Source organism: Erythrobacter sp. NE805 (genome assembly GCF_046452355.1).
Lineage (GTDB): Bacteria > Pseudomonadota > Alphaproteobacteria > Sphingomonadales > Sphingomonadaceae > Erythrobacter.
In genome coordinates, this window is sequence record NZ_JBKFDI010000002.1 from 552,568 (window position 1) to 574,403 (window position 21,836).

General features: G+C 70.3%; 19 protein-coding genes. 15 read left to right on the forward strand and 4 right to left on the reverse strand.

Annotated features, from left to right (window positions below; all coding sequences use genetic code 11):
- Positions 1–76 precede the first annotated feature (76 nt).
- Entirely contained in the window at positions 77–3,343 is a 3,267-nt protein-coding gene (locus tag ACLBKU_RS10670) for a YdbH domain-containing protein (protein WP_410179529.1), read from the reverse strand.
- A gap of 75 nt (positions 3,344–3,418) precedes the next feature.
- On the opposite strand from ACLBKU_RS10670, the gene radC reads away from it, so the two are divergent.
- The 11 genes from radC (at position 3,419) to ACLBKU_RS10725 (ending at position 13,163) form a co-directional block, all read left to right on the forward strand.
- Positions 3,419–4,153 (forward strand): RadC family protein, encoded by a 735-nt coding sequence (gene radC / locus ACLBKU_RS10675; protein ID WP_410179530.1) that lies wholly within the window; start codon positions 3,419–3,421, stop codon positions 4,151–4,153.
- An 81-nt stretch (positions 4,154–4,234) separates the two neighbouring features.
- On the forward strand, positions 4,235–5,545 hold the full coding sequence (purB, locus tag ACLBKU_RS10680) for an adenylosuccinate lyase (RefSeq protein ID WP_410179531.1): 1,311 nt from the start codon (positions 4,235–4,237) through the stop codon (positions 5,543–5,545).
- A gap of 76 nt (positions 5,546–5,621) precedes the next feature.
- The gene (locus ACLBKU_RS10685) at positions 5,622–6,017 is read left to right on the forward strand and encodes a DUF1049 domain-containing protein (RefSeq protein ID WP_410179532.1); all 396 of its coding nucleotides are present in this window, start codon (positions 5,622–5,624) and stop codon (positions 6,015–6,017) included.
- Positions 6,014–6,688, forward strand: a complete 675-nt coding sequence (gene pyrF, locus ACLBKU_RS10690) for an orotidine-5'-phosphate decarboxylase (protein ID WP_410179533.1) — start codon at positions 6,014–6,016, stop codon at positions 6,686–6,688. The genes ACLBKU_RS10685 and pyrF overlap by 4 nt, the downstream gene beginning before the upstream one ends.
- Before the next feature lie 17 nt (positions 6,689–6,705).
- Positions 6,706–7,068: a bleomycin resistance protein gene (locus ACLBKU_RS10695; RefSeq protein ID WP_410179534.1), complete on the forward strand. Its 363-nt coding sequence runs from the start codon at positions 6,706–6,708 to the stop codon at positions 7,066–7,068.
- Positions 7,069–7,070: 2 nt separating this feature from the next.
- Entirely contained in the window at positions 7,071–7,586 is a 516-nt protein-coding gene (locus tag ACLBKU_RS10700; protein WP_410179535.1) for a GNAT family N-acetyltransferase, read from the forward strand.
- A 9-nt stretch (positions 7,587–7,595) separates the two neighbouring features.
- On the forward strand, positions 7,596–8,237 hold the full coding sequence (locus ACLBKU_RS10705) for a phosphoribosylanthranilate isomerase (protein WP_410179536.1): 642 nt from the start codon (positions 7,596–7,598) through the stop codon (positions 8,235–8,237).
- Between the two features lie 169 nt (positions 8,238–8,406).
- Positions 8,407–9,591: a tryptophan synthase subunit beta gene (trpB, locus tag ACLBKU_RS10710; RefSeq protein WP_410179537.1), complete on the forward strand. Its 1,185-nt coding sequence runs from the start codon at positions 8,407–8,409 to the stop codon at positions 9,589–9,591.
- Positions 9,592–9,990: 399 nt separating this feature from the next.
- Positions 9,991–10,770, forward strand: coding sequence for a tryptophan synthase subunit alpha (gene trpA, locus ACLBKU_RS10715; protein ID WP_410179538.1), 780 nt, complete (start codon positions 9,991–9,993; stop codon positions 10,768–10,770).
- A gap of 133 nt (positions 10,771–10,903) precedes the next feature.
- Positions 10,904–11,755: an acetyl-CoA carboxylase, carboxyltransferase subunit beta gene (accD, locus tag ACLBKU_RS10720; protein ID WP_410179539.1), complete on the forward strand. Its 852-nt coding sequence runs from the start codon at positions 10,904–10,906 to the stop codon at positions 11,753–11,755.
- Positions 11,756–11,852: 97 nt separating this feature from the next.
- The gene (locus ACLBKU_RS10725; protein ID WP_410179540.1) at positions 11,853–13,163 is read left to right on the forward strand and encodes a bifunctional folylpolyglutamate synthase/dihydrofolate synthase; all 1,311 of its coding nucleotides are present in this window, start codon (positions 11,853–11,855) and stop codon (positions 13,161–13,163) included.
- Here ACLBKU_RS10725 and ACLBKU_RS10730 read toward each other — a convergent pair.
- Positions 13,160–14,872, reverse strand: coding sequence for an AmpG family muropeptide MFS transporter (locus ACLBKU_RS10730; protein ID WP_410179541.1), 1,713 nt, complete (start codon positions 14,870–14,872; stop codon positions 13,160–13,162). The two genes, ACLBKU_RS10725 and ACLBKU_RS10730, sit on opposite strands and share 4 nt — an antisense overlap.
- Before the next feature lie 116 nt (positions 14,873–14,988).
- On the opposite strand from ACLBKU_RS10730, the gene ACLBKU_RS10735 reads away from it, so the two are divergent.
- The 3 genes from ACLBKU_RS10735 to rsmD are packed head-to-tail and all read left to right on the forward strand — an operon-like array spanning position 14,989 to position 17,732.
- Positions 14,989–16,119 (forward strand): aromatic ring-hydroxylating oxygenase subunit alpha, encoded by a 1,131-nt coding sequence (locus tag ACLBKU_RS10735; protein WP_410179542.1) that lies wholly within the window; start codon positions 14,989–14,991, stop codon positions 16,117–16,119.
- A gap of 51 nt (positions 16,120–16,170) precedes the next feature.
- Entirely contained in the window at positions 16,171–17,163 is a 993-nt protein-coding gene (locus ACLBKU_RS10740) for a pseudouridine synthase (protein ID WP_410179543.1), read from the forward strand.
- Positions 17,163–17,732, forward strand: a complete 570-nt coding sequence (gene rsmD / locus ACLBKU_RS10745) for a 16S rRNA (guanine(966)-N(2))-methyltransferase RsmD (protein WP_410179544.1) — start codon at positions 17,163–17,165, stop codon at positions 17,730–17,732. The genes ACLBKU_RS10740 and rsmD overlap by 1 nt, the downstream gene beginning before the upstream one ends.
- An 8-nt stretch (positions 17,733–17,740) precedes the next feature.
- On the opposite strand, the gene ACLBKU_RS10750 is transcribed toward rsmD, so the two are convergent.
- Positions 17,741–18,304 (reverse strand): hypothetical protein, encoded by a 564-nt coding sequence (locus ACLBKU_RS10750; protein ID WP_410179545.1) that lies wholly within the window; start codon positions 18,302–18,304, stop codon positions 17,741–17,743.
- A 271-nt stretch (positions 18,305–18,575) separates the two neighbouring features.
- On the opposite strand from ACLBKU_RS10750, the gene ACLBKU_RS10755 reads away from it, so the two are divergent.
- Positions 18,576–20,879 carry an ATP-dependent helicase gene (locus ACLBKU_RS10755; protein ID WP_410179546.1) on the forward strand — a complete coding sequence of 768 codons (2,304 nt, stop codon included), beginning with the start codon at positions 18,576–18,578 and terminating at the stop codon, positions 20,877–20,879.
- A 121-nt stretch (positions 20,880–21,000) separates the two neighbouring features.
- On the opposite strand, the gene ACLBKU_RS10760 is transcribed toward ACLBKU_RS10755, so the two are convergent.
- Positions 21,001–21,825, reverse strand: a complete 825-nt coding sequence (locus ACLBKU_RS10760; protein ID WP_410179547.1) for a sterol desaturase family protein — start codon at positions 21,823–21,825, stop codon at positions 21,001–21,003.
- Between the last annotated feature and the right edge of the window lie 11 nt (positions 21,826–21,836).

Genomic DNA, 21,836 nt, shown 5'->3' on the forward strand with positions numbered 1-21,836 from the left:
CTCATCACCTGTCCCCTCGCCCCTGTTACGGTCCCCGAAGTGGCACCGCGACGCGGCGAGGTCAAATTCGGCATCATCATGGCTGCTTGTCGCTTTCTGGAGGTTGAACGGGTGTCTCGTCCTCGCCGGGCGGCGGCACGACCGAGGTTTTCACGGTGACCGGCGTGACCGTCACCGGCGGGCCGCCGCGCCGCGGGCCGCGGATGATCCGCCCGTCCTCGACGCTGAGGAGGCCGCGGTCGAAGGGGTTGCCCCAGGCGGTCGGGTCGGCATAGCCCCGCGCGATGATCGCAAGCTGGGTGAAGCTCTGCGAGCGCACGTTGATGCGGAACTGGATCGGCAGCTTGGCCAGCCGCTTCGTGATGAAGTTGCGGCTCGCGCCCTCGCCCTGCCGCACGCCGTCGAAGTTGAAACTGGTGATGATCTCGCCCGCCAGCGCCCCGTCGAGCGCGACGCTCATCTGCCGGTAGTCGAGCGAGCGCAGCGCCGAGAAGGCGTAGTTGCCCATCGTGCCGAGGTTCTCGTAGGCGAGCTCGCCGATATAGGAGACATTGCCCCCGCCGGGCCGCGCGATCAGCAGGCCCTGCGCGATCCGCCCGTTGCCGCCCTCATCGAAGACGATCGGCACGGTGCCGTCGAACACCCCGGTCGCGCTGATGTTCTTCAATTCCATCTGCGCGACGAACTTGGCGGCGTCGAGCCCGACGATCTCGAAGACATAGCGCCGCTCCTCGGGCCGGGAGAAGTCCATCTCCAGCGGGCGCATCAGCAGCGTGCCGCCCATGAAGGGGAAGCGCGCGTCCTCGAGCGCGAGGCGGGTGCCGTCCGTCAGCTCGAACTGGACGCGGCCTGCGAGCACCTCGATGCCGGGGTTGATCGCGGCGATGGTCACCACCTGGTCGGGGGCGGTGGTGAGGTTCAGGAGGTCGGTGAAGGTGACCTTGCCCTTGAGCCCGCGCACCGGGCCGAAGGCGGCGGCGAAGTCGAAGCCCTCGGTGGCGAAGGTGCCGCCGCTGGTCACCGCGCCGTCCTGCCAGTCGACCCGGCCCGAGCCGGTCACCGTCCCGTCGGCGAGCGCGACCACGCCTTGCGCGAGCGGGGTGAGGTCGTCGGGCTGGAGGCGCTTGTCGAAGACGAGGCCGGGGACGGCGAGCCGCGCGCTGCCGGTGTTGCCGGAGAGATCGTGGGTGAGCGCCACCGCGACGACGCCGCGCCCGCTCGCCTCGTGGCGCAGCAGCGCGTCGGCGGCGATGCGGTTTTCGGCGAGCGTGAGGCGCGCGCCCTCGGCGGCGAGCGGCGTGAAACGCGCCGCCGCGCCCTCGGCGGGCCGGTCGGAGAGGGTGAAGCCGGTGTCGGTGAGGCTGAGGGTGCCCTCGGCGAAGCGCCACTTGCCCGCTACGCGATCGAGATCGAAGGGCACTGCGGCAAGCCGCGCGGTTCCTCCGCTGAAGCCGCCGCCCGGCGTTCCCGAGAGACTGCCGGTGAGGCTCGCGGCGGAGAGGCGGACTTCGCTGGTGCCGGAGCCGATGGTGGCGGCGAGGTTGTCGACGGCGAAGGGCTGGGGGTAGCGCAGCATGACGCGGCTCGCGGAGATGCGCGCCGGGCTCTCGCCGAGGGTCCCGGCAAGGTTCAGCGCCCCGGTGCGCGCGGCGAGCCTCAGGCTGTCGCGGTAAGCGAGGATCGGGGCACCGCGCTCGGGGCAGAGGTCGAGGCGCTGGGCCTTGAGCGTAAGGCCCGAGAGCGTGAGGCCGGCGAAGCGCAGCGGGGTGCAGCGGGTGCCGAGCGCAAGGCCGGTCGCGGGGGCGTAGCGCCCCTCGAGCGGCAGGGTGAGGTCGCTCACCGCGCCGCCGGGAAGCGCCCCGCTGGCGGTGACGAGGCCGTCGAAGGTGTAAGTCCCCGCGGGGCTCGCCTGCACCGTAAGGCGCGGAACGGCGAGGCGGTTCGCTCCCGAAGCATAGTCCGCCATCGCGAGGCGCAGCGTCCAGCCGCCGCCGCTCTTCGCCTGCGCGATCCGCCCGTTGAGGCTCGGCAGTCCCGCTCCCCCTGCGAGGAGGCTTCCTGCCAGGCCCTTCAGCCCCCCCGCCCCGATGCTCGCCCCGGCGCGCGACAGGGCGAGCACCCGGGTGCCGTCACGTGTGGCGAGGGTCGCGGAAGGGAGGATCAGCGCCGCCTCGGCGCCCTTGTGGCGCACCGTCGCCTCCGCCGCGAGGCTCCCTCCGGCGAGCGCGCGGGCGAGGCTGGTGCGGGCCTTGCCGATGAGGGGTGCGAGGAGCGTTCCTTCGGCCGAGCGCTCGGCGGCGGCGAGGCTCGCGCCGAGGGCGGGTGCGGGGGCGAGGCCGGTGCCCCTGAGGGCGCCCTCCCACTGCCCGCTCGACCCGTCCACCGCGCCGCGCCAGCTCCCCTCGAGCGCGAGGCGGGCGAGGCGGCCCTGCGGCGCAGCGATGCCGGTCAGGGCGAGATCGTGGCCGAGCGCGAGGCGGCCCTGCGACCAGTCGGCGCGCCCGGTGCCGCCGAGCCCCGCCGCGCTCGCCCCGGCGACCGACGCCCCGCTGCCCTCGATCCTGAGGTCGGCCTTTGCGGCGGCGAAATCGGGGGCGAGCGCGAGCCTTGTGCCGATATCCGCCCGCGCCAGCCGCGCGCCGGCGCAGGCCAGCTCGCCGAGCCGCAGCGGTCCGTCGAGGGCGGGTGCGCCCTCGTCGGTGGTCAACCTGCCGTAGAGCGTCGCCCGCCCCGCCCGGCAGCCTTCCGTGCCAATCCCCGGCGCGGTCGCGGCGAGGGTCCCGGCAAAACCGTCGTCGAGCCGCCCCGCTCCCTCGAGCGTCACGCCCACCCGCCCGAAGTCGCTGTCGAGGAGGGCGCGCGCGTCCTTCAGCACGAGGTCGATCGCCGGGAGCGCCGGGGGCTCCTTGCTGCCGGTGAACACCAGCGGGTCGAGCGCGCCGAGCGAGAAGCTGCCGCTCCGGAAGCTGGCATACACCCGCGCCCCCTCGACACGCACCCGCCGCACCTCGGGCCCGGCCCAGCCGAACCCGGTGGCGATCACCATGCGCTTCACGGTCAGGTCGGGCGCGGCGGGGTCGCCGATCACGAGGTTCTCGATCACCTGCTCGTCGGGAGAGAGGCGCACGATCCGGTAGGTCGCGGGCACGTTCCGCGCGGCGAGGTAGTCGTCGATCACGTCCTGCGCGATTCGCTCGCGGCTCGCCCAGGCGGCGCCGAGCATCGCCAGCCCCGCCACCCCGAGCCCGAGCGCGATCCGGCTGCGACGGCGCCGCGGCCAGCGCCCGCGCGCGCCGCCGCCGTCCGGCCCCTCCTCGGCTGTCTCAGGCTGTGGCACCGGCATCCTCCAACCCTTGCGCGCATCCTCGCCTGAAGGCAATGTGCCATGGGGAACAATGCCTTTTTCCGGAGGGGCGCCTTGCCGGAAGCTGAAGACGGGTTCGATTTTCTCGACGGGGCAGTGCCCGATTTCGACGCCGGCAAGGCCGCGGGCGACGGGCACCGCGCGCGCCTCAGGCACCGGCTCCTCACCGGCGGCGCGGAGGCGCTCGCGGATTACGAGGTGCTCGAATACCTGCTCTTCGCCGCGATCCCGCGCGGCAACACCAAGCCGCTGGCGAAGGCGCTGCTCGCCCAGTTCGGGAGCCTCGCGGGGGTGATGAACGCCGACCCGCGCGCGCTCCAGCGCGTGAAGGGCGTGGGCGAGAACTCCGCCGCCGCCTTGAAGGCCGTCGCCACCGCCGCGCGGCGCATGGCCCGGGGCGAGATCATGGGCAAGCCCGTGCTCGGGAGCTGGCAGGCGCTGATCGACTACCTCACCACCGACATGGCGCACCTCACCGTCGAGCGGGTGCGGGTGCTGTATCTCGACACCAAGAACCGGCTGATCGAGGACCACCACGTCGGCGACGGCTCGATCGACGAGGCCGCGATCCACCCGCGCGAGGTGATCCGCCGGGCGATGGACGTGGGCGCATCCGCGATGATCCTCGTCCACAACCACCCCTCGGGCTCGCCCGAGCCGAGCCGCGCCGACATCCAGATCACCCAGCGCATCGCCGAGGCGGGACGGCACATGGGGGTGACCGTCCACGACCACGTCATCATCGGCCGCGAGGGGCACACGAGCCTGCGCGCCAAAGGGCTGATCTAGCCGCCGTCCCGGGGGCTTGCCTTCCGCGCCCTTGCCGCCTAGCCGCTCCGGCGAGTTCGACCCCGCAACCGGAGCTGCCCGATGGTCCCCCGCTACGCCCGCCCCGCGATGACCGCCCTGTGGGAGCCGGAGGCGAAATATCGCATCTGGTTCGAGATCGAGGCGCACGCGACCCAGAAGCTCGCGGACCTCGGCGTGGTGCCGCAGAGCGCCGCCAAGGCGCTGTGGGACTGGTGGGCGACCAATCCCGCGATCGACGTCGCCGCGATCGACGCGATCGAGGCGGTGACCAAGCACGACGTGATCGCCTTCCTCGACTGGGTCGCGCAGCAGGTGGGCGAGGAAGCGCGCTTCATGCACCAGGGGATGACCTCCTCCGACGTGCTCGACACGACGCTCTCGGTTCAGCTCGCCCGCGCCTCGGACATCCTGCTCGCGGACCTCGACGCGCTGCTCGCCGCGCTGCGGACGCGGGCGGAGGAGCACAAGTACACGCCGACCATCGGCCGCAGCCACGGCATCCACGCCGAGCCGGTGACCTTCGGCCTGAAGCTCGCCGAAGCCTATGCCGAGTTCGCCCGCTGCCGCACCCGGCTGGTGGCGGCGCGCGCCGAGATCGCGACCTGCGCCATCTCGGGCGCGGTCGGGACCTTCGCCAATGTCGACCCGGCGGTGGAGGAATATGTCGCCGAGCAGCTCGGCCTCGCCATCGAGCCGGTCTCGACGCAGGTCATCCCGCGCGACCGGCACGCGATGTTCTTCGCCACCTTGGGCGTGATCGCCAGTTCCATCGAGCGGCTCGCGACCGAGGTCCGCCACTTGCAGCGCACCGAGGTTCTGGAAGCCGAGGAGTATTTCTCCCCCGGCCAGAAGGGCTCCTCAGCCATGCCGCACAAGCGCAATCCGGTGCTGACCGAGAACCTCACGGGCCTCGCCCGCGTGGTCCGCTCGGCGGTGACGCCCGCGCTCGAGAACGTGGCGCTGTGGCACGAGCGCGACATCTCGCACTCCTCGGTCGAGCGCTTCATCGGGCCGGATGCGACCATCACCCTCGACTTCGCCCTCGCCCGTCTCACCGGCGTGATCGAGAAGCTGCTCGTCTACCCCGAGCGCATGGCGAAGAACATGAACCGCATGGGCGGGCTCATCCACTCGCAGCGCGTGCTGCTGGCGCTGACCCAGGCGGGGCTGACCCGCGACGAGAGCTACCGCCTCGTCCAGAGGAACGCGATGAAGGTGTGGGAGGCGGACGGCGCGCTCCAGCTGCTCGACCTCCTCAAGGCCGATGCCGAAGTCACCGCGCGGCTCTCCGACGATCAGCTCGAGGCACTGTTCGACCTCGGCTACCACTTCAAGCACGTCGACACGATCTTCGCGCGGGTCTTCGCATGACGGCGGGGATGCTGGACTCATCGCGCAAATCGCTTAGGCTCGCGGGTGTCCGGAGCCCCAGGGAGAAGAGCGCCAAGTGAAGATCCTTCGCACGATCCTGTGGGTGCTGGCCGCGCTCGGCTTCCTCATCTTCGCGGCCTACAACTGGCAGCCGGTCGAGCTGCGGCTGTGGCAGAACCTCGTGCTCGAGACCAAGGTGCCGATGCTCGCGCTGCTCGCCTTCGTCGCGGGCTTCCTGCCGATGTGGGCGGTGCACCGCTCGGTGGTGTGGGGGCTCCAGCGCCGCATTCGCGCGCTCGAGGGCTCGCTCAAGACGACCGCGCTGGCGCAGCGCGCCTCCGACGACACGGCGACCGCGGCGAGTGCAGCCGCTGTGGGCACCCCTGTGGACAAGTCCGGCAAAGGTGCGGGAGAACACGCCGACCCCTTCAGCCCGGCCGATGCCGCGGACGGCGGGAGCGCGGGCGAATGAGCAATCCGGTCTATCTCGCACTCGACATTCCCCAGCTCGACCCCGCGAAGGCGCTGGTCGAGAAGGTCCGCGCGCATATCGGCGGGGTGAAGCTCGGCCTCGAGTTCTTCTGCGCCCACGGCGCGCACGGGGTGCACGAGATCGCGCACCTCGGCCTGCCGATCTTCCTCGACCTCAAGTTCCACGACATCCCCAACACCGTCGCCGCGGCGATGCAGGCGATCCATGTCTATGAGCCGGCGATCGTCACCGTCCATGCGAGCGGCGGACGGGCGATGATGGAGGACGCCAAGGCCGCCGCCGCCAACGGCACCAAGGTGGTCGCGGTGACGATGCTCACCAGCCTCGATGCGAACGACCTCACCGCCACCGGCGTCTACGGCAGCGCCGAGACGCAGGTGATGCGCCTCGCCGAGCTCGCCCATGCCGCGGGGCTCGACGGGATCGTGTGCTCGGGGCAGGAGGTCGGGATGGTGCGGAAGGCGTGGAAGGACGGCTTCTTCGTCGTCCCCGGCCTGCGCCCCGCGGGCAGCGGTACCGGCGACCAGAAGCGCACCGTCACCCCGCGGCAGGCGCGCGACAACGGCGCAAGCGTGCTCGTCATCGGCCGCCCGATCAGCCGCGCCGAGGACCCGGCGGCGGCCGCGCGGGCGATCGAGGCGACACTGTAGCCCCCCCCCCCGCGCCGATGGCCGACCACGCCACCCCCAACCTTCCCGCGCGCGATTTCGGCGCGACGGCGGCGTTCTATGCGAAGCTCGGCTTTACCGAGGACTACCGCTCGGACGGGTGGATGATCCTGTCGCGCGGGAGCCTCAAGCTCGAGTTCTTCCATCACCCCGATATCGACCCCTTTAGCTCGTGGTTCAGCTGCTGCCTGCGGCTCGACGATCTTGCCGGGACGATGGCCTTGATCGAGGCGAGCGGCGTCCCCGACGCGAGGGTCGGGATGCCGCGCTACCACCCGCCCCGGCTGGAGGAGAGCGGCCTCACCATCGCCTATCTCGTTGACCATGACGGCACGCTCCTGCGCTTGATCCAGAACCCCTGACCATGACCGACACCCTCACCATCGCTCCCGCCACACCCGCCGACGCGCCCGCGTTGAAGGCGCTGCTCGAGGGGGCCTATCGCGGCGATTCGGCGCGGGCCGGGTGGAACCACGAGGCCGACATCCTCGACGACGAGCGGATCACCCGCGCGGAGCTCGACGCGCTGCTCGCCGATCCGGCGGTGACGATCCTCACCGCGCGGGACGACGAGAATCTGATCGGCTGCGTTGCCGTGACCCGCAAGGACGCGCGGCTCGGCTACCTCGGGATGCTGTGTGTTGCGCCCACGCTCCAGTCCGGCGGGCTCGGCCGCAGGCTGCTCGACGCGGCGGAGGAGCACGGCCGCGCGCTCGGGCTCGCGGCGATGGAGATGACCGTCATCGACAGCCGCGAGAGCCTCATCGCCTGGTATGTCCGGCGCGGCTATGCCTTCACCGGCGAGCGGCGGCCCTTCCCGGTGCTGCGCGATCCGCCGGTGACCTTCGTGGTGCTGGAAAAGCCGCTCGCGCGCGCCTAACTGGCGGCCATGTCCCCCGCTTCGATCAAGATCTGCGGCATCTCGACGCCCGAGACCCTTGCCGCCTGCATCGGGGCCCGCGCCGAGTGGGTCGGCTTCAACTTCTTCCCCCCCTCCCCGCGCTTCCTGACGAGCGAGAAGGCCGCGGGCCTCGCAGCGCAAGCCGAGGGCGCGATCCGCCGGGCGGGGGTGTTCGTCGATGCCGAGGACGCCTTCATCGCCAAGGCCGTGGCCGCCGGGCGCCTCGACGCGGTCCAGCTCCACGGCCACGAGAGCCCCGAGCGCACCGCGCAGGTCCGCGGGCGCTTCGGCCTGCCGGTCTGGAAGGTGCTCTCGGTCTCGGGCGCCGAAGACGTCGCGCGCGCGGCCGCCTACCACGAAGTCGCCGATTTCCTGCTGTTCGACGCGAAGACCCCCAAGGGCCAGCTCCCCGGCGGCATCGGCCTCGCCTTCGACTGGAGCCTGCTCGCCGCCTATCGCGGGCCGCTCGCCTGGGGCCTTGCCGGAGGGCTCACCCCCGCGAACGTCGCCGAGGCGGTGCGCCGGACCCGCGCTGGGCTGGTCGACACCTCGAGCGGGGTCGAGCGCGCGCCCGGCATCAAGGACGTGGACAAGATCGCCGCCTTCTGCAAAGCGGCTCGAAACGCTTAAGCAAGACCCCGTTCGCCCTGAGTCCTGAGCCAGCCGAAGGAACTAAGGGCCGCACTTCTTCCCGAAGTGAAGGACGGGGCTTCGACAGGCTCAGCCCGAACGGTAGTTTATGAACTCTCCCAACTCCTTCAGCGCCAGCCCCCCGCCGAAAGCGAACAGCTTTCGGCAAATGCCAGACGCGCGCGGCCATTTCGGCCAGTTTGGCGGGCGCTATGTCGCCGAGACGCTGATGCCGCTGGTGCTCGATCTCGAGCGCGAATATCGCAAGGCGCAGCAGGACCCGGCGTTCCAGGCCGAGTTTGACGACCTGCTGGAGCATTACGTCGGCCGTCCGAGCCCGCTCTATTTCGCGCCGCGCCTCACGGAAGAGCTCGGCGGCGCGCAGGTGTGGTTCAAGCGCGACGAATTGAATCACACCGGCGCGCACAAGATCAACAATTGCATCGGCCAGATCCTGCTCGCGATCCGCATGGGCAAGACCCGCATCATCGCCGAGACCGGCGCGGGCCAGCACGGGGTCGCAACGGCGACGGTCTGCGCGCGCTTCGGCCTGCCTTGCGTGATCTACATGGGCGCCGAGGACGTGAAGCGCCAGTCGCCCAACGTCTTCCGCATGAAGCTCTTGGGCGCCGAGGTGATCCCCGTCACCAGCGGCGGGGCGACGCTCAAGGATGCGATGAACGAGGGCCTCAGGGACTGGGTCGCGAACGTCCACGACACCTTCTACATCATCGGCACCGCGGCCGGCCCCCACCCCTACCCGGAGATGGTCCGCAACTTCCAGAGCGTGATCGGCAAGGAAGCCCGCGCGCAGATGCTCGCCCGCACCGGACGCCTCCCCGACCTGCTGGTCGCGGCGATCGGCGGCGGGTCGAATGCGCTGGGGCTGTTCCACCCCTTCCTCGACGATCCGACGGTGAAGATGCTCGGCGTCGAGGCGGCGGGCCACGGCCTCGACGGCGACGAGCACGCCGCGAGCCTCCTCGGCGGATCGCCCGGCGTGCTCCACGGCAACCGCACCTACCTCCTTCAGGACGCGGACGGCCAGATCACCGAAGGCCACTCGATCAGCGCCGGGCTCGACTACCCCGGCATCGGCCCCGAGCACGCGTGGCTGAAGGAATCAGGCCGCGTCGACTACACCGCCGTCACCGACGAGGAGGCATTGGAGGCCTTCCAGCTGCTGTGCGCGACCGAGGGGATCATCCCCGCCCTCGAACCCTCGCACGCCATCGCGGCCGTGAAGAAGGTCGCGCCGACGATGCCCAGGGACAGCATCATCCTCGCCAACCTGTGCGGGCGCGGGGACAAGGACATCTTTACGGTGGCGGAGCGTCTGGGGGTCGAGCTTTGAGGACCACTCCTCGTCATTGCGAGGAGCCGAAGGCGACGCGGCAATCCATGGCGCCGGTCCGTGGATTGCTTCGCTACGCTCGCAATGACGAGAAACTGATGGAGCGAGGATTGAAATGAACAAACGTTCTGTGCCTCGCCAGACTTTGCGTCCGATGAACAATCATGAAGCCGGGTTATTCACTCGAACCCTGGCCCGTATCTTAAGGGATTGGCGAACAGAGCCAATAGGCTCCCTGATCCGCGCTTCAGGGATTTCGCTCATATATCTCGGGCCTGCGACCGCAATGAAGAGTTCTGATACAACCGGCACAATTACTTGGTCGGTAATTCTATTCATTGGTTCTTTCCTCGCCATTTTGCATGGCATCCTGAGAACAGCATTTCGAGAGTCGAAGAATTGACCCGCCTCACCACCACCTTCGCCGCCCCGCGCCCCGCGCTCGTCTGCTTCATCACCGCAGGCGACGGCGACACCGCGGCCAATCTCGATGCCTTGGTCGAGGCCGGGGCGGACGTGATCGAGCTCGGCATGCCCTTCACCGATCCGATGGCCGATGGTCCCGCGATTCAGAGCGCGAACCTGCGCTCGCTGCGCGGGGGCACGACCACGGCGGACGTGCTGCGCTACGCCACCGACTTCCGCGCCAGGCACCCTGATGTGCCGCTGGTGCTGATGGGCTATGCCAATCCGATGGTCCGCCGCGGCCCCGAGTGGTTCGCCGAGGCCGCTGCGGCGGCCGGCGTTGACGGGGTGATATGCGTCGACATCCCGCCCGAGGAGGACGACGCGCTCGGCCCGGCCCTTCGCGCGAAGGGTATCGCCCCGATCCGCCTTGCCACCCCGACAACCGACGCCGCGCGCCTGCCGCAGGTGCTCGAAGGCTCGGAAGGCTTCCTCTACTACGTCTCGGTCGCCGGGATCACCGGCAAGCAGCAGGCGCAGATCGCCAGCATCGAGGCGAATGTCGCGCGCATCAAGCAATCGACCGGCATTCCGGTCGCGGTCGGCTTCGGCGTGCGCACCCCCGAACAGGCCGCCGCGATCGCCAGGGTTGCCAACGGCGTGGTGGTCGGCTCGGCGCTGGTGGAGATCTGCGGCCAGTATGGTGCGGAGGCTCCCAAACACCTCAAGGCGCTCACCGCAGCGCTTGCCGAGGCGGTCCACACCGCCCGATAACCTCGTCATTGCGAGGAGCCGAAGGCGACGCGGCAATCCATTACGGAACGTCGCGGCTCGCCGATGCGTTGTTCGATGGATTGCTTCGCCTGCGGCTCGCAATGACGAAAGAATTCGAATAAGGACTTGCCCCATGAACTGGTTCACCCGCGTCCGCAATTCGCTGGGCTTCTCGGCCGACAAGAAGACGACCGAGAAGGACCTGTGGATCAAGTGCCCGTCCTGCCAGGAGATGCTCTTCGTGCAGGAATACGAGGCGAACCTCTCGGTCTGCCCGAAGTGCGAGCACCACGGCCGCATCGGCGCCGACGCGCGCCTCGCGCTGCTGCTCGACCAGGGCTTCGAGGTGCTGCCGCTGCCCAAGGTGACCGAGGACCCGCTCCAGTTCAAGGACACCAAGAAGTACACCGACCGGTTGAAGGCCGCGCGCGCCGCGAACCCGCACGAGGACGCCTTCGTGGTCGGATCGGGCTTCATCGAGACGCGGCCTGCGGTCGTCGGCGTGCAGGATTTCAGCTTCATGGGCGGCTCGATGGGCATGGCCGTGGGCCAGGCCTTCTGCGAGGGCGCGCAGAAGGCGCTGGACCGCAAGTGCGCCTACGTGGTCGTCACAGCCGCGGGCGGCGCGCGGATGCAGGAGGGGATCCTCTCCCTGATGCAGATGCCGCGCGCGACCGTGATGACCCGGCGCCTGCGCAACGCCGGGCTCCCCTATGTCGTCGTCCTCACCGATCCCACCACCGGCGGCGTCACCGCGAGCTACGCGATGCTCGGCGACATCCACATCGCCGAGCCGGGCGCGCTCATCGGCTTCGCCGGCCAGCGCGTCATCCAGGACACGATCCGCGAGCAGCTACCCGAGGGCTTCCAGCGCGCCGAATATCTCCACAAGCACGGCATGGTCGACATGGTCGTGCACCGGCGAGAGCTGAAGGCGACGCTCGCGCAGGTGCTCGGCTACCTCGAGCCGGTGAAGGCGGCTTAACAAACGACGTCATCCCAGCGAAAGCTGGGACCCAGGGCCTAAAGCGCATCGCTAGCCGCCCTAGGCCCCAGCTTGCGCTGGGGTGACGAGGTGGACCATGAGAGATTTCGGAAGGTCAGATAATCCGGCGGTACAGGCCCAGCTTGATCGCCTCGCGGCGCTGAGCCTGCCGCAAGGGCGACTGGGGCTCGACACGATCCGTGCCCTGATGGAGCGGCTCGGCAACCCGCACCGCGCGCTGCCGCCCACGTTCCACGTCGCGGGCACCAACGGCAAGGGATCGACCTGCGCTTTCCTGAGGGCGATGCTGGAAGCCGAGGGTTATAGGGTCCACGTCACCACCTCGCCCCATCTTGTGCGCTACAACGAACGCATCCGCCTTGCGGGCGAGCTGATCTCCGACGCCATGCTTGCGGACGTTCTCGAAGAGGTGCTCGATGCGGGCGAGGACCTCGGCCCGAGCTTCTTCGAGGTCACCATCGCCGCCGCCTTCCTCGCCTTCTCGCGCACGCCCGCCGACGCCTGCGTGGTCGAGGTCGGCATGGGCGGGCGCTTCGATGCGACCAATGTGGTGGGACCCGAGGTGCTGGCCGCCTGCGGGATCGCCGCGTTGGGCCTCGATCACGAACGCTTCCTGCTCGCCCCCGAGGAGGGCGTGCCAAAGGAGCCGATGGCGCGGATCGCCTTCGAGAAGGCGGGGATCGCGAAGCGGAGCGTGCCGCTCGTCAGCATCGCCCGCCCGCCCCTCGAAGCCGCAAGCATCGCCGCCGTGGCCCGGGAGAAGGGCGCGTCGCTTCTCGTCCAGGGCGAGGACTGGGAGGCCTTCGCCTTCGATGGCGGGCTGGCCTATTCCGATCAGGCGGGAGGGGCTGGCAAGCAGGGCATGAACCTCGGTCCTCCGGCCCTTCCAGGGGCGCACCAGATCGAGAACGCGGGCCTGGCGATCGCGATGCTGCGCCACCAGAGCATGATCGAGGTCGGCTACCGGGCCTTCTCGGCGGGGCTTCAGAACGCGCGCTGGCCCGCGCGGATGCAACGCCTGTCGCCCGGCCCGCTCACCGGGCGGCGCGAGGTGTGGCTCGACGGGGGGCACAACCCCCAGGCGGGTGCCATGCTGGGCGCGCATTTTCGGGACAAGCGCCTCCACCTCGTGATCGGCATGATCGAGGGCAAGGACCCCGCATCGCTGATCGGCCCGCTCGGCCCCGCCCTCGCCAGCATCACCGCGGTGCCGGTGCCGGGGCACGACTGGCACCCGGCGAGCGCCTTCGGCCCGGCCGCTCAGCCCGCCCCGGACTTGGCGAGCGCCCTCGCGATGATCCCGCATGACGGCCTGCCGGTGCTGATCGCCGGCTCGCTCTACCTCGCGGGCGAGGTGCTGCGGCTCAACGACGAGCTGCCGGACTAGATCTCCGGCTCAGGCGGCGGCGCGTTCTCGGCCCGGCCCGACCTTGCCTGCCGCACCCACTCGATCACGCACAGCACCACGGCAAAGCCGCCGATCGCAGTGGTGAGCAGGAACACGTCGTAATAGCCGCGCTCCTCGATCATCTGGCCCAGCGCCGGGCGACCGAGCGTCCCCACCAGCATCGTCAGCGAAGACAGCAGCGCGTATTGCACCGCGCTGTAACCCTTGGCGACGACGCTCGAGAGGTAGGCAACGAAGGCCGCCCCGGCGATCCCCACCGCGATGTTCTCCGCGCCGATCGCCAGCATCAGCCGGCCCATCCGCTCCTCGGCGCCGAACTGGGCGATCAGCGTGGTAAAGCCGATCATGTCGCTCGCCGCCTGCATCCGCGCCCCGCCCACCGCGAGGTCGGCGTAGAGCAGGTTGGTGAGCGCGGCGATCACCGCGCCCAGCGTCAGCGTGGTCATGCGCCCGATCACCGTCAGCAGCGTGCCGCCCAGCGCCAGCCCGACGATCAGCGCGCCCACGCCGAAGAACTTGGAGGCAATCGCCACCTCGTCCTTGGTGTATTGCAATTCGCCCAGATAGAAGGGGTAGGCAAAGCTCCCCCAGATCGCGTCGGTGATGCGGTAGGAGAGCACCAGCGCGATCACCAGCACCGCGGCCCAGCCCAATCGCCCGATGATCTCGGCGAGCGGCAGGATCAGCGCGCGGTAGCCGTGGTCGAGCGCGGTATCGAGCGCGCTGCTCGCAGGGGCGTCCTCGGCAAGCACATGGCGACCGCGCTTCCTCATCGCCTCGAGCCAGCCGGCGATGAGGCCGGGGATCACCACCGTGGCGATCACGATCAGCGGGCCCATCCGGCTCACGAATTCCGTCGAATCCGGCCGGGTCTCGGGCGTCGCGGTGAGCGAGGCGATCATGAAATCGAGCACGATGAACAGCGCCCACCCCCACAGCACCGCGACCGCGCCGAGCGCGTAAGCCCGGATGCGCGGCGCGATCTGCCCCGCCTGCCGCAGCGTGCCGAGATTGGCGCGCTCGCTCTCCAGCGCGGCGGCGCTGCGCTCGGCGTCGGGGGCGAAGAGGCCGAGGAATCCCACGAACAGGAGGATGCCGCCCATGCTCGCGAAGACCGTCGGCCAGCCCATCCGCTCGGCCATGAACAGCGCCAGCGCGCCGCCCACCAGCGCGGCGATGCGGTAGCCCATCTGGAAGACGGTCGAAAGGATGTCGATGGTCGCGACCTCGTCGGCGACGTCGACGCGCCAGGCGTCGATCACCACGTCCTGCGTCGCGCTCGCGAAGGCGCCGATCCCGGCGAGCAGCGAGAACAATCCCAGCGAGGACAGCGGGTCGAGCGCCGAGAGGATCACGAGGATCGCCCCGAGCAGCAGCTGCGCGGTGACGATCCACTGCTTGCGCTTACCCAGCCGCCGCAGCCCCGGCAGGTCGACCCGGTCGAGCGCGGGCGACCACAGGAACTTGAAGGCATAGGCGAGCCCGATCAGCGAGAACACGCCCATCGTCTCGACATCGACCTTCGCATCGGACAGCCAGGCGTAGAGCGTCCCCAGCAGCAGCGCATAGGGCAGCCCGCTCGCGAAGCCGAACAGGAGGACGTAGCCGGTCTTCGGGTGCCGCAGCGAGGCGGCGAGCGTCAGCCAGCGCGACAGGCGCGATGGAGCGGGGGAAGCGGCTGTGGCCATCGGGGATCCCATGCTGGCGGGCGGAGATTTGCTCCGGCCCGGTTTCGTGCCACACTAGGCAGGGACGAGAGGATGAGAAAAGAGCGATGAACGCGCCCACAACAGATTTGCCCAGATTGTCGCCGACGCCGGGCCAACTCGCGCTCGCCGAGGCGATCCGCGGAGGCGTGGGCCGGCAGGCGGGCGGAATCCAGACCGTGCCCGCGTCGAACTACACCTGCCCCGAGCACTTCGCGCGCGAGAAGGCGGCGCTGTTCGGCCGCCTGCCGCAGGTGCTTGCCCCGTCCGCGCTGCTCCCCGAGCCCGGCATGGCGGTGCCGCACGATGCGACCGGCCGCCCGATGCTCCTCACCCGCGACGCCGAGGGACAGGCGCACGTCTTCCTCAACGTCTGCCGCCACCGCGGGACGCGGCTCGTCGAGGAGAGCGAGGTCCAGTGCACCAAGCGCCTCGTGTGCCCCTATCACGCCTGGACCTACCGGCTCGACGGGGGGTTGATGGCTTTGCCCCGCCCCGAGACCTTCCCCGGGCTCGACAAGGCGGAATTCGGCCTCGTCGAGCTGCCCAGCGTCGAGGCGGGCGGGCTGATCTGGTTCGCCCCGCAGGCGGGGGCCGACTTCACCCATGCCCGGATGCTGGGCGAGGACTTCGCCGCCTTCGGGCTCGGCGGCGCGCACCTGTTCCGCCGCAAGCTGCATAAGGTTCGCGGCAACTGGAAGCTCATCATGGACGCCTTCCTCGAGAGCTACCACGTCACCCGCCTCCACGCCGCCACCATCGGCCCCTTCTTCAAGGACGGGATCACCGCGGGCGATCAGATCGGCCCGCACCAGCGCTCGGCGGTCGGGCGGCTCGAGGAGATGGAGAGGGTCGACCTCACCGACATGGCCCAGCTGCGGCGGGTGGTGACCTTCGCCTACCAGCTGCTCCCCGCGACCGTGATCGTGCCGAGCCCCGACTACGTCAACGTGATGGTGCTGATGCCGCAGGCGGCGGACCTCACGCTGGTCGAGGATTTCATGCTGATCCCCGAGCCGCCGGCGAGCGAAAAGGCGCTCGCGCATTGGGAGAAGAGCTGGAACCTGCTCGACGGCGGGGTCTTCGCCTCGGAGGATTTCCGCGCTGCGGAGCTCGGGCAGCAGGGCCTTGCCTCGGGCGCGGTCGAGCACATCACGCTCGGCACGCTCGAAGGCGGGATCGCAAGGTTCGACCAGATCGTGAGCGAAGCCTTGCGGGCAGCGGGCTAACCGAGATTTGGCCGGTCGCCTTTCCGGCCGAAATGCTCTAGGCGCGCGGCCATGCCCACCCAGCCCCCCCGTTCCGAGACCCGCCCGGAAGGCGAGCGTATCGCCAAGCTGCTCGCCCGCGCCGGGATCGCCAGCCGCCGCGAGATCGAGCGGATGATCGCCGAGGGGCGCGTGGCGCTCGACGGCAAGGTGCTCGACACGCCCGCGACGATCCTCGCGAACCTCCGGGGCGTGACGGTCGACGGCAACCCCGTCGCCGCGGCCGAAGCCACGCGGCTGTTCGCCTTCCACAAGCCGACCGGCCTCATCACCGCCGAGCGGGATCCGGCGGGCCGCCCGACGATCTATACCGCGCTGAGGAACGCGCTCCCCAAGGGCACGCCGCGCCTCATGCCGGTGGGCCGCCTCGACCTCAACACCGAAGGGTTGCTGCTGCTCACCAACGACGGCGGGCTGAAGCGCACGCTGGAGCTGCCCGCCACCAAGGTCCCCCGCACCTACCGCGCGCGCGCCTTCGGTGCCGTGTCGCAGGAGCAGCTCGAATCCCTCGTCGAGGGGGTCGAGATCGACGGAGTGCGCTACGGCTCGATCGACGCCAATCTCGAGCGCTCATCGGGCCGCAACCTGTGGATCGAGATGACCATCACCGAGGGCAAGAACCGCGAGGTGCGCCGGGTGCTCGAATTTCTCGGGCTCCAGGTGAACCGTCTGATCCGCGTCGGCTACGGCCCCTTCCACTTGGGCGACCTGCCGCGCGGGCAGGCGGTCGAGCTGATCGGCCGGCCGGTGGCGCAGTTCATCTCGGAGCTGACCGGCCAGCCGATCCCGCGCGGGGGCGTGAAGAAGGCGGAGAAGCTGGCGGTGAACGCCGCCCTGAAGCCGCCGCACGCGCCTGCCCCGGCTGGCGACCGCCGCGCACCCAAGCCGGCGGGTGACCGCCGCGCGCCCAAGGTCCCCGCGCCCGCGCCCCGCAAGGGTCCGCGCGGTGCGGAGGCCAAGCGCGGCCGCCCGGCGCCGCCGCGCTCCCCGCGGGGCGCGCGCTGATGCGGATCGTCGCGGGCGAATGGCGCGGGCGCAAGCTCGCCGCGCCCAAGGGTGACGCCACGCGGCCGACCGCGGACCGCGCGCGCGAAACGCTGTTCGCGATGCTCACCAGCCGCCTCGGCGACTTCGACGGCTTGCAGGTCGCCGACCTTTTCGCAGGCTCGGGCGCGCTCGGGCTCGAGGCCCTGTCGCGCGGCGCGGCGCAATGCCTGTTCGTCGAGCAGGACCGCGCGGCGGTGGAGGTGATCCGCGCCAACATCGCGGCATTGAGCGCACAAGCGAGGACGCGGGTCGAGGCGGGGTCGGTCATGGCCCTGCGCGCCGCAGCGGCGCCGCTCGACCTGATCCTCGCCGATCCGCCCTACGGCACCGGAGCGGGCGAGGTCGCGCTCGACCGGTTGCTGCGGCTCGGCTGGATTGGCCCGGAGACCTGGATCGCACTCGAGACCGGAGCTAAGGAAGACGTCTCGGTCGCGGGCCTCGCCATCGCAGCCGAACGCCGGGTCGGCAAGGGCAAGCTCAGTCTCCTGAGGCTTGCCACCGCCGACCCGGCTGCGTCGGGAGGCTAGGCGAAGGCTCAGCCCTGCGTCGGGGCCGGCGCCTCGCCCTTGATCTGGGCCTCGATCTGGCTCCAGGCCATTTCCTTCTGCGCGTCGGGCAGCTTGCTCAGGCGCACCTTGTCGCTGTCGGTGAGCGCCCAGAACATCTTCTGACGCTCGGCCGAGAGCGACTGGTAGTAGCTCTGGGTCTCGGCCGGCCACTTCTGGATCGCGGCCTGCTGCTCGGCCGGGCTCAGGGTCTGGGCAGGCGCGGCCGGGGCGGCATCATCGGTTCCGGTTCCGTCCGGCGCAGGGTCCCCGGTGCGGGTGTCGGTGGCCGGGTCGGCCGCGTCCGTCGGGGCCGGGGGCGCCGTCTCGTCCGGCGCGCCCGCTTCCGGGCCCTCGGACGAGGTCGGCGGGGTGGTCGGCGCGGTCGGCGGGACCGTCTCCGGCCCGGTCTGCGGCATGCTCGAGGGCGTGCCGGTGTGGCCCGCGTGACCCGGCTGCGACCCGGTCCCGTCCTGCGCCCCGGCGAGCGCCGGGGTCATCGCCACAGCCATGGCGGCACCGGCAAGTGCGAGAGTCTTCGAAAACTTCTGCATGGGTAACTCCATCATTGCTGAACCCAAGCATCACGAACGCAAGTCCGACCGGCCTGCTGTCCCCTGCGGACCGGTCGTGCTTCAACTATGGGGAGGCACCCCGGCGAGGCAATCGGGCCGGCCCGTCGCCAACCCGGCACAGCCACCGCCGGGCGGCAATTGTGGCTCAAAGACGGCAGGGCGTTCGCGCGATCGGCCTCATGGCACGCGCAGCAAGGCCTCGTGCGGCTTGCTCCCGCCGCCATTGTTCCCTACCTGTTCGCATGAGACGATGAGCACCAACCTGCCCTCCCCCGCGCCGAGCGAGTCGATCCCGGCCTATGCCGCGAGGCTCAACCCGCCCCAGCGCGCCGCCGTGCTCGCCACCGAGGGGCCGGTGCTGATGCTCGCGGGCGCGGGCACCGGCAAGACCGCCGCGCTCACCGCCCGCCTCGCGCACCTCGTGGCGACGGGCCGCGCCTACCCCTCGCAGATCCTGTGCGTGACCTTCACGAACAAGGCCGCCCGCGAGATGCGCGAGCGCGTCGCGCACCATCTCGGCCCCCAGGCGGAGGGGCTGCCGTGGCTCGGCACCTTCCATTCGATCTGCGCCAAGATGCTGCGCCGCCATGCCGAGCTCGTCGGCCTCCAGCACAATTACACGATCATCGACACCGACGATCAGCTGCGGCTGCTCAAGCAGCTCATCACCGAGGCCGATCTCGACGAGAAGCGCTGGCCGGCGCGCCAGCTCGCCGGCCTGATCGACCGCTGGAAGAACCGCGGCCTGAACCCCACCAATCTCGATGCGGTCGAGAACGAGGCCTATGCCAACGGCCGCGGTGCGGCGCTCTACGCCCGCTACCAGGAGCGGCTGAAGGCATTGAACGCCTGCGACTTCGGCGACCTCATGCTGCACATGCTGAACGTGCTGAGGCAGCACCCCGACATCCTCGCCGACTACCAGCGCCGCTTCCGCTACATCATGGTCGACGAGTACCAGGACACCAACGCGGTCCAGTACCTGTGGCTGCGGCTCCTCGCGCAGGGGCACAGGAACATCTGCGTGGTCGGCGACGACGACCAGTCGATCTACTCGTGGCGCGGCGCCGAGGTCGCGAATATCCTCAGGTTCGAGAAGGACTTTCCTGGCGCGGAGGTGATCCGGCTCGAACAGAATTACCGCTCCACACCCCACATTCTCGGCGCGGCCTCGGGGCTGATCCGCGCGAACAGCCAGCGCCACGACAAGACATTGTGGACCGAGGTCAACGGCGGCGACAAGGTCAGGGTGATCGGCGTGTGGGACGCCCCCGAGGAGGCGCGGCGCGTCGGCGAGGCGATCGAGCGGCTCGAGCGCGAGGGCGCCGCGCTCGACCAGGTCGCCATACTCGTGCGCGCGCAGTACCAGACGCGCGAGTTCGAGGACCGCTTCATCCAGATCGGCATCGCCTACCGCATCATCGGGGGTTTCCGCTTCTACGAGCGCGCCGAGATTCGCGACGCGCTCGCCTACCTGCGCCTGATCGCCCAGCCGCAGGACGACCTCGCCTTCGAGCGCATCCACAACGTCCCCAAGCGCGGGCTCGGCGCCAAGGCGCTCGAGGCGATGCACTCCCACGCCCGCCGCACCGGGCTCCCGCTGGCGGCGGCCGCGTTGCAGCTCGCCGACTCCGACGAGCTGCCCAAGCGCACCGCGATCACCATCGGCGGGCTGATGCGCCAGTTCCTGCACTGGCGCGAACAGGCCGAGACCCTCTCGCCCGCCGATCTCCTCAGGCTGGTGATGGAGGAATCGGGCTACAACGCCATGCTCGCCGCCGACCGCTCGCCCGAAAGCGCGGGCCGCGCGGAGAACCTCTCCGAACTTGCCCGCGCGATGGAGGAATACACGACGCTCGGCGACTTCCTCGAGCATGTCAGCCTCGTCATGGACAACGACCGCGCGAACGAGGGCGAGACGGTCACGATCATGACGATCCACGCCGCCAAGGGCCTCGAGTTCGACAACGTCTTCCTGCCCGGCTGGGAGGAGGGCGTCTTCCCCTCGCAGCGGGCGATCGACGAGGGCGGCCTTGCGAGCCTCGAGGAGGAGCGCCGCCTCGCCTATGTCGCGATCACCCGCGCGCGGCGGCACTGCACGATCCTCCACGCCGCCAACCGCCGCATCTACGGCCAGTGGACGAGCTCGATCCCCTCGCGCTTCATCGAGGACCTGCCCGCCGAGCACATCGAGAGCGAGACGACGCTCACCGGCGGCGCCTCGCTGTGGCGCGCGAACTGGAGCGAGCAGGAGGACCCCTTCGCCCACGTCGCGCGGGACCGCCCCGACCGGGCGCAGCAGCGCGGCCCCGGCTGGCAGCGCGCGGTCGCGAGCGGCTACGACAGCCGCCCCGCCCGCATCCCCGAGAACACCCGCTCCGCGGCCAGCTTCGCCGCCCCCGCCCGCAGCGACATCGCGATCGGCGCGATGGTCACCCACGCCAAGTTCGGCACCGGCTGCGTGATCGACCAGGAGGGCAACAAGCTCACCATCCTGTTCGAGGAGGCGGGCGAGAAGCGCGTGCTCGACAGCTTCGTGACGGTGGTGGGCTGACCAGGGTCACCATTCGCCTCGAGCGAAGTCGAGAGGCGCCGCCGCAGGTGTCTCGACTGACGACAGAATGTCGGCAGTTCATCCTGAGCCTGCCGAAGGGCTCGACGCGAACGGATGAAACTCAGGCCGCCGGCTGTTCGACCGCCGGCGCTTCGGGCTTTCTCCAATAACGCGCCTCGAAAGGCCTCGCGAGTTCGCCGAGGAAGTCGCGCGTGCCCTCGGCGATGCCGGTATCGCAATTGGCGTAGGGCCGGGGGTCGAGCCAGGTGCCGAACAGCCAGTCCCACAGCACCACGGTGTTGCCGAAATTGGCGCCCATCAGCGTCTCGTCGCGGATGTGGTGGAGGCGGTGCGCGGCGGGCGAGATCAGCACCTTGCCGAGCGGGCCCAAGGTCCAGGGCACGTCGGCATGGATGAAGTAGCCCCACCAGGCGCGCAGCACCAGCGCGCCCGCGATCGCCCAGAACGGCAGGCCGAGCGCGATGACCACGAGGTTGTCGCAGACCATGCTGAAGGCCTCGCCGAGCGGATGCTTGCGGCGCACGCTCAGCCAGTTCATCGCCTCGTCGGCGTGGTGGACGGCGTGGACCGGCCACAGCAGCCGGACGTGCTCGACCCGGTGGCGCCAGTAGGCGGCGAGGTCGATGAGCAGGATCGCCGCGATCACCGCGACCCATCCGGGCAGGCCCGCCCAGAAGGCGACCAGCGCGTCGGCGCGGGGGATCAGCGAGGTGCCGGTGAGGATCGGCACCGCGAGCAGCGGCACGACCACCGCGGCATTGGTCAGCCACAGGGCGAGATTGGTGACGATCTCGGGCCGCGCGCGGCGCAGGGCGGCCAACATCGCCTCGCGCTTGGTGAGGTAGGCGACGCAGCCGAACAGCAGGCCGAGCGCCGCGAGTTCCTCGAGGTCGGAGGTGACGGAATGGAACGCGGTCTCGATCATGCCAGGGGCAT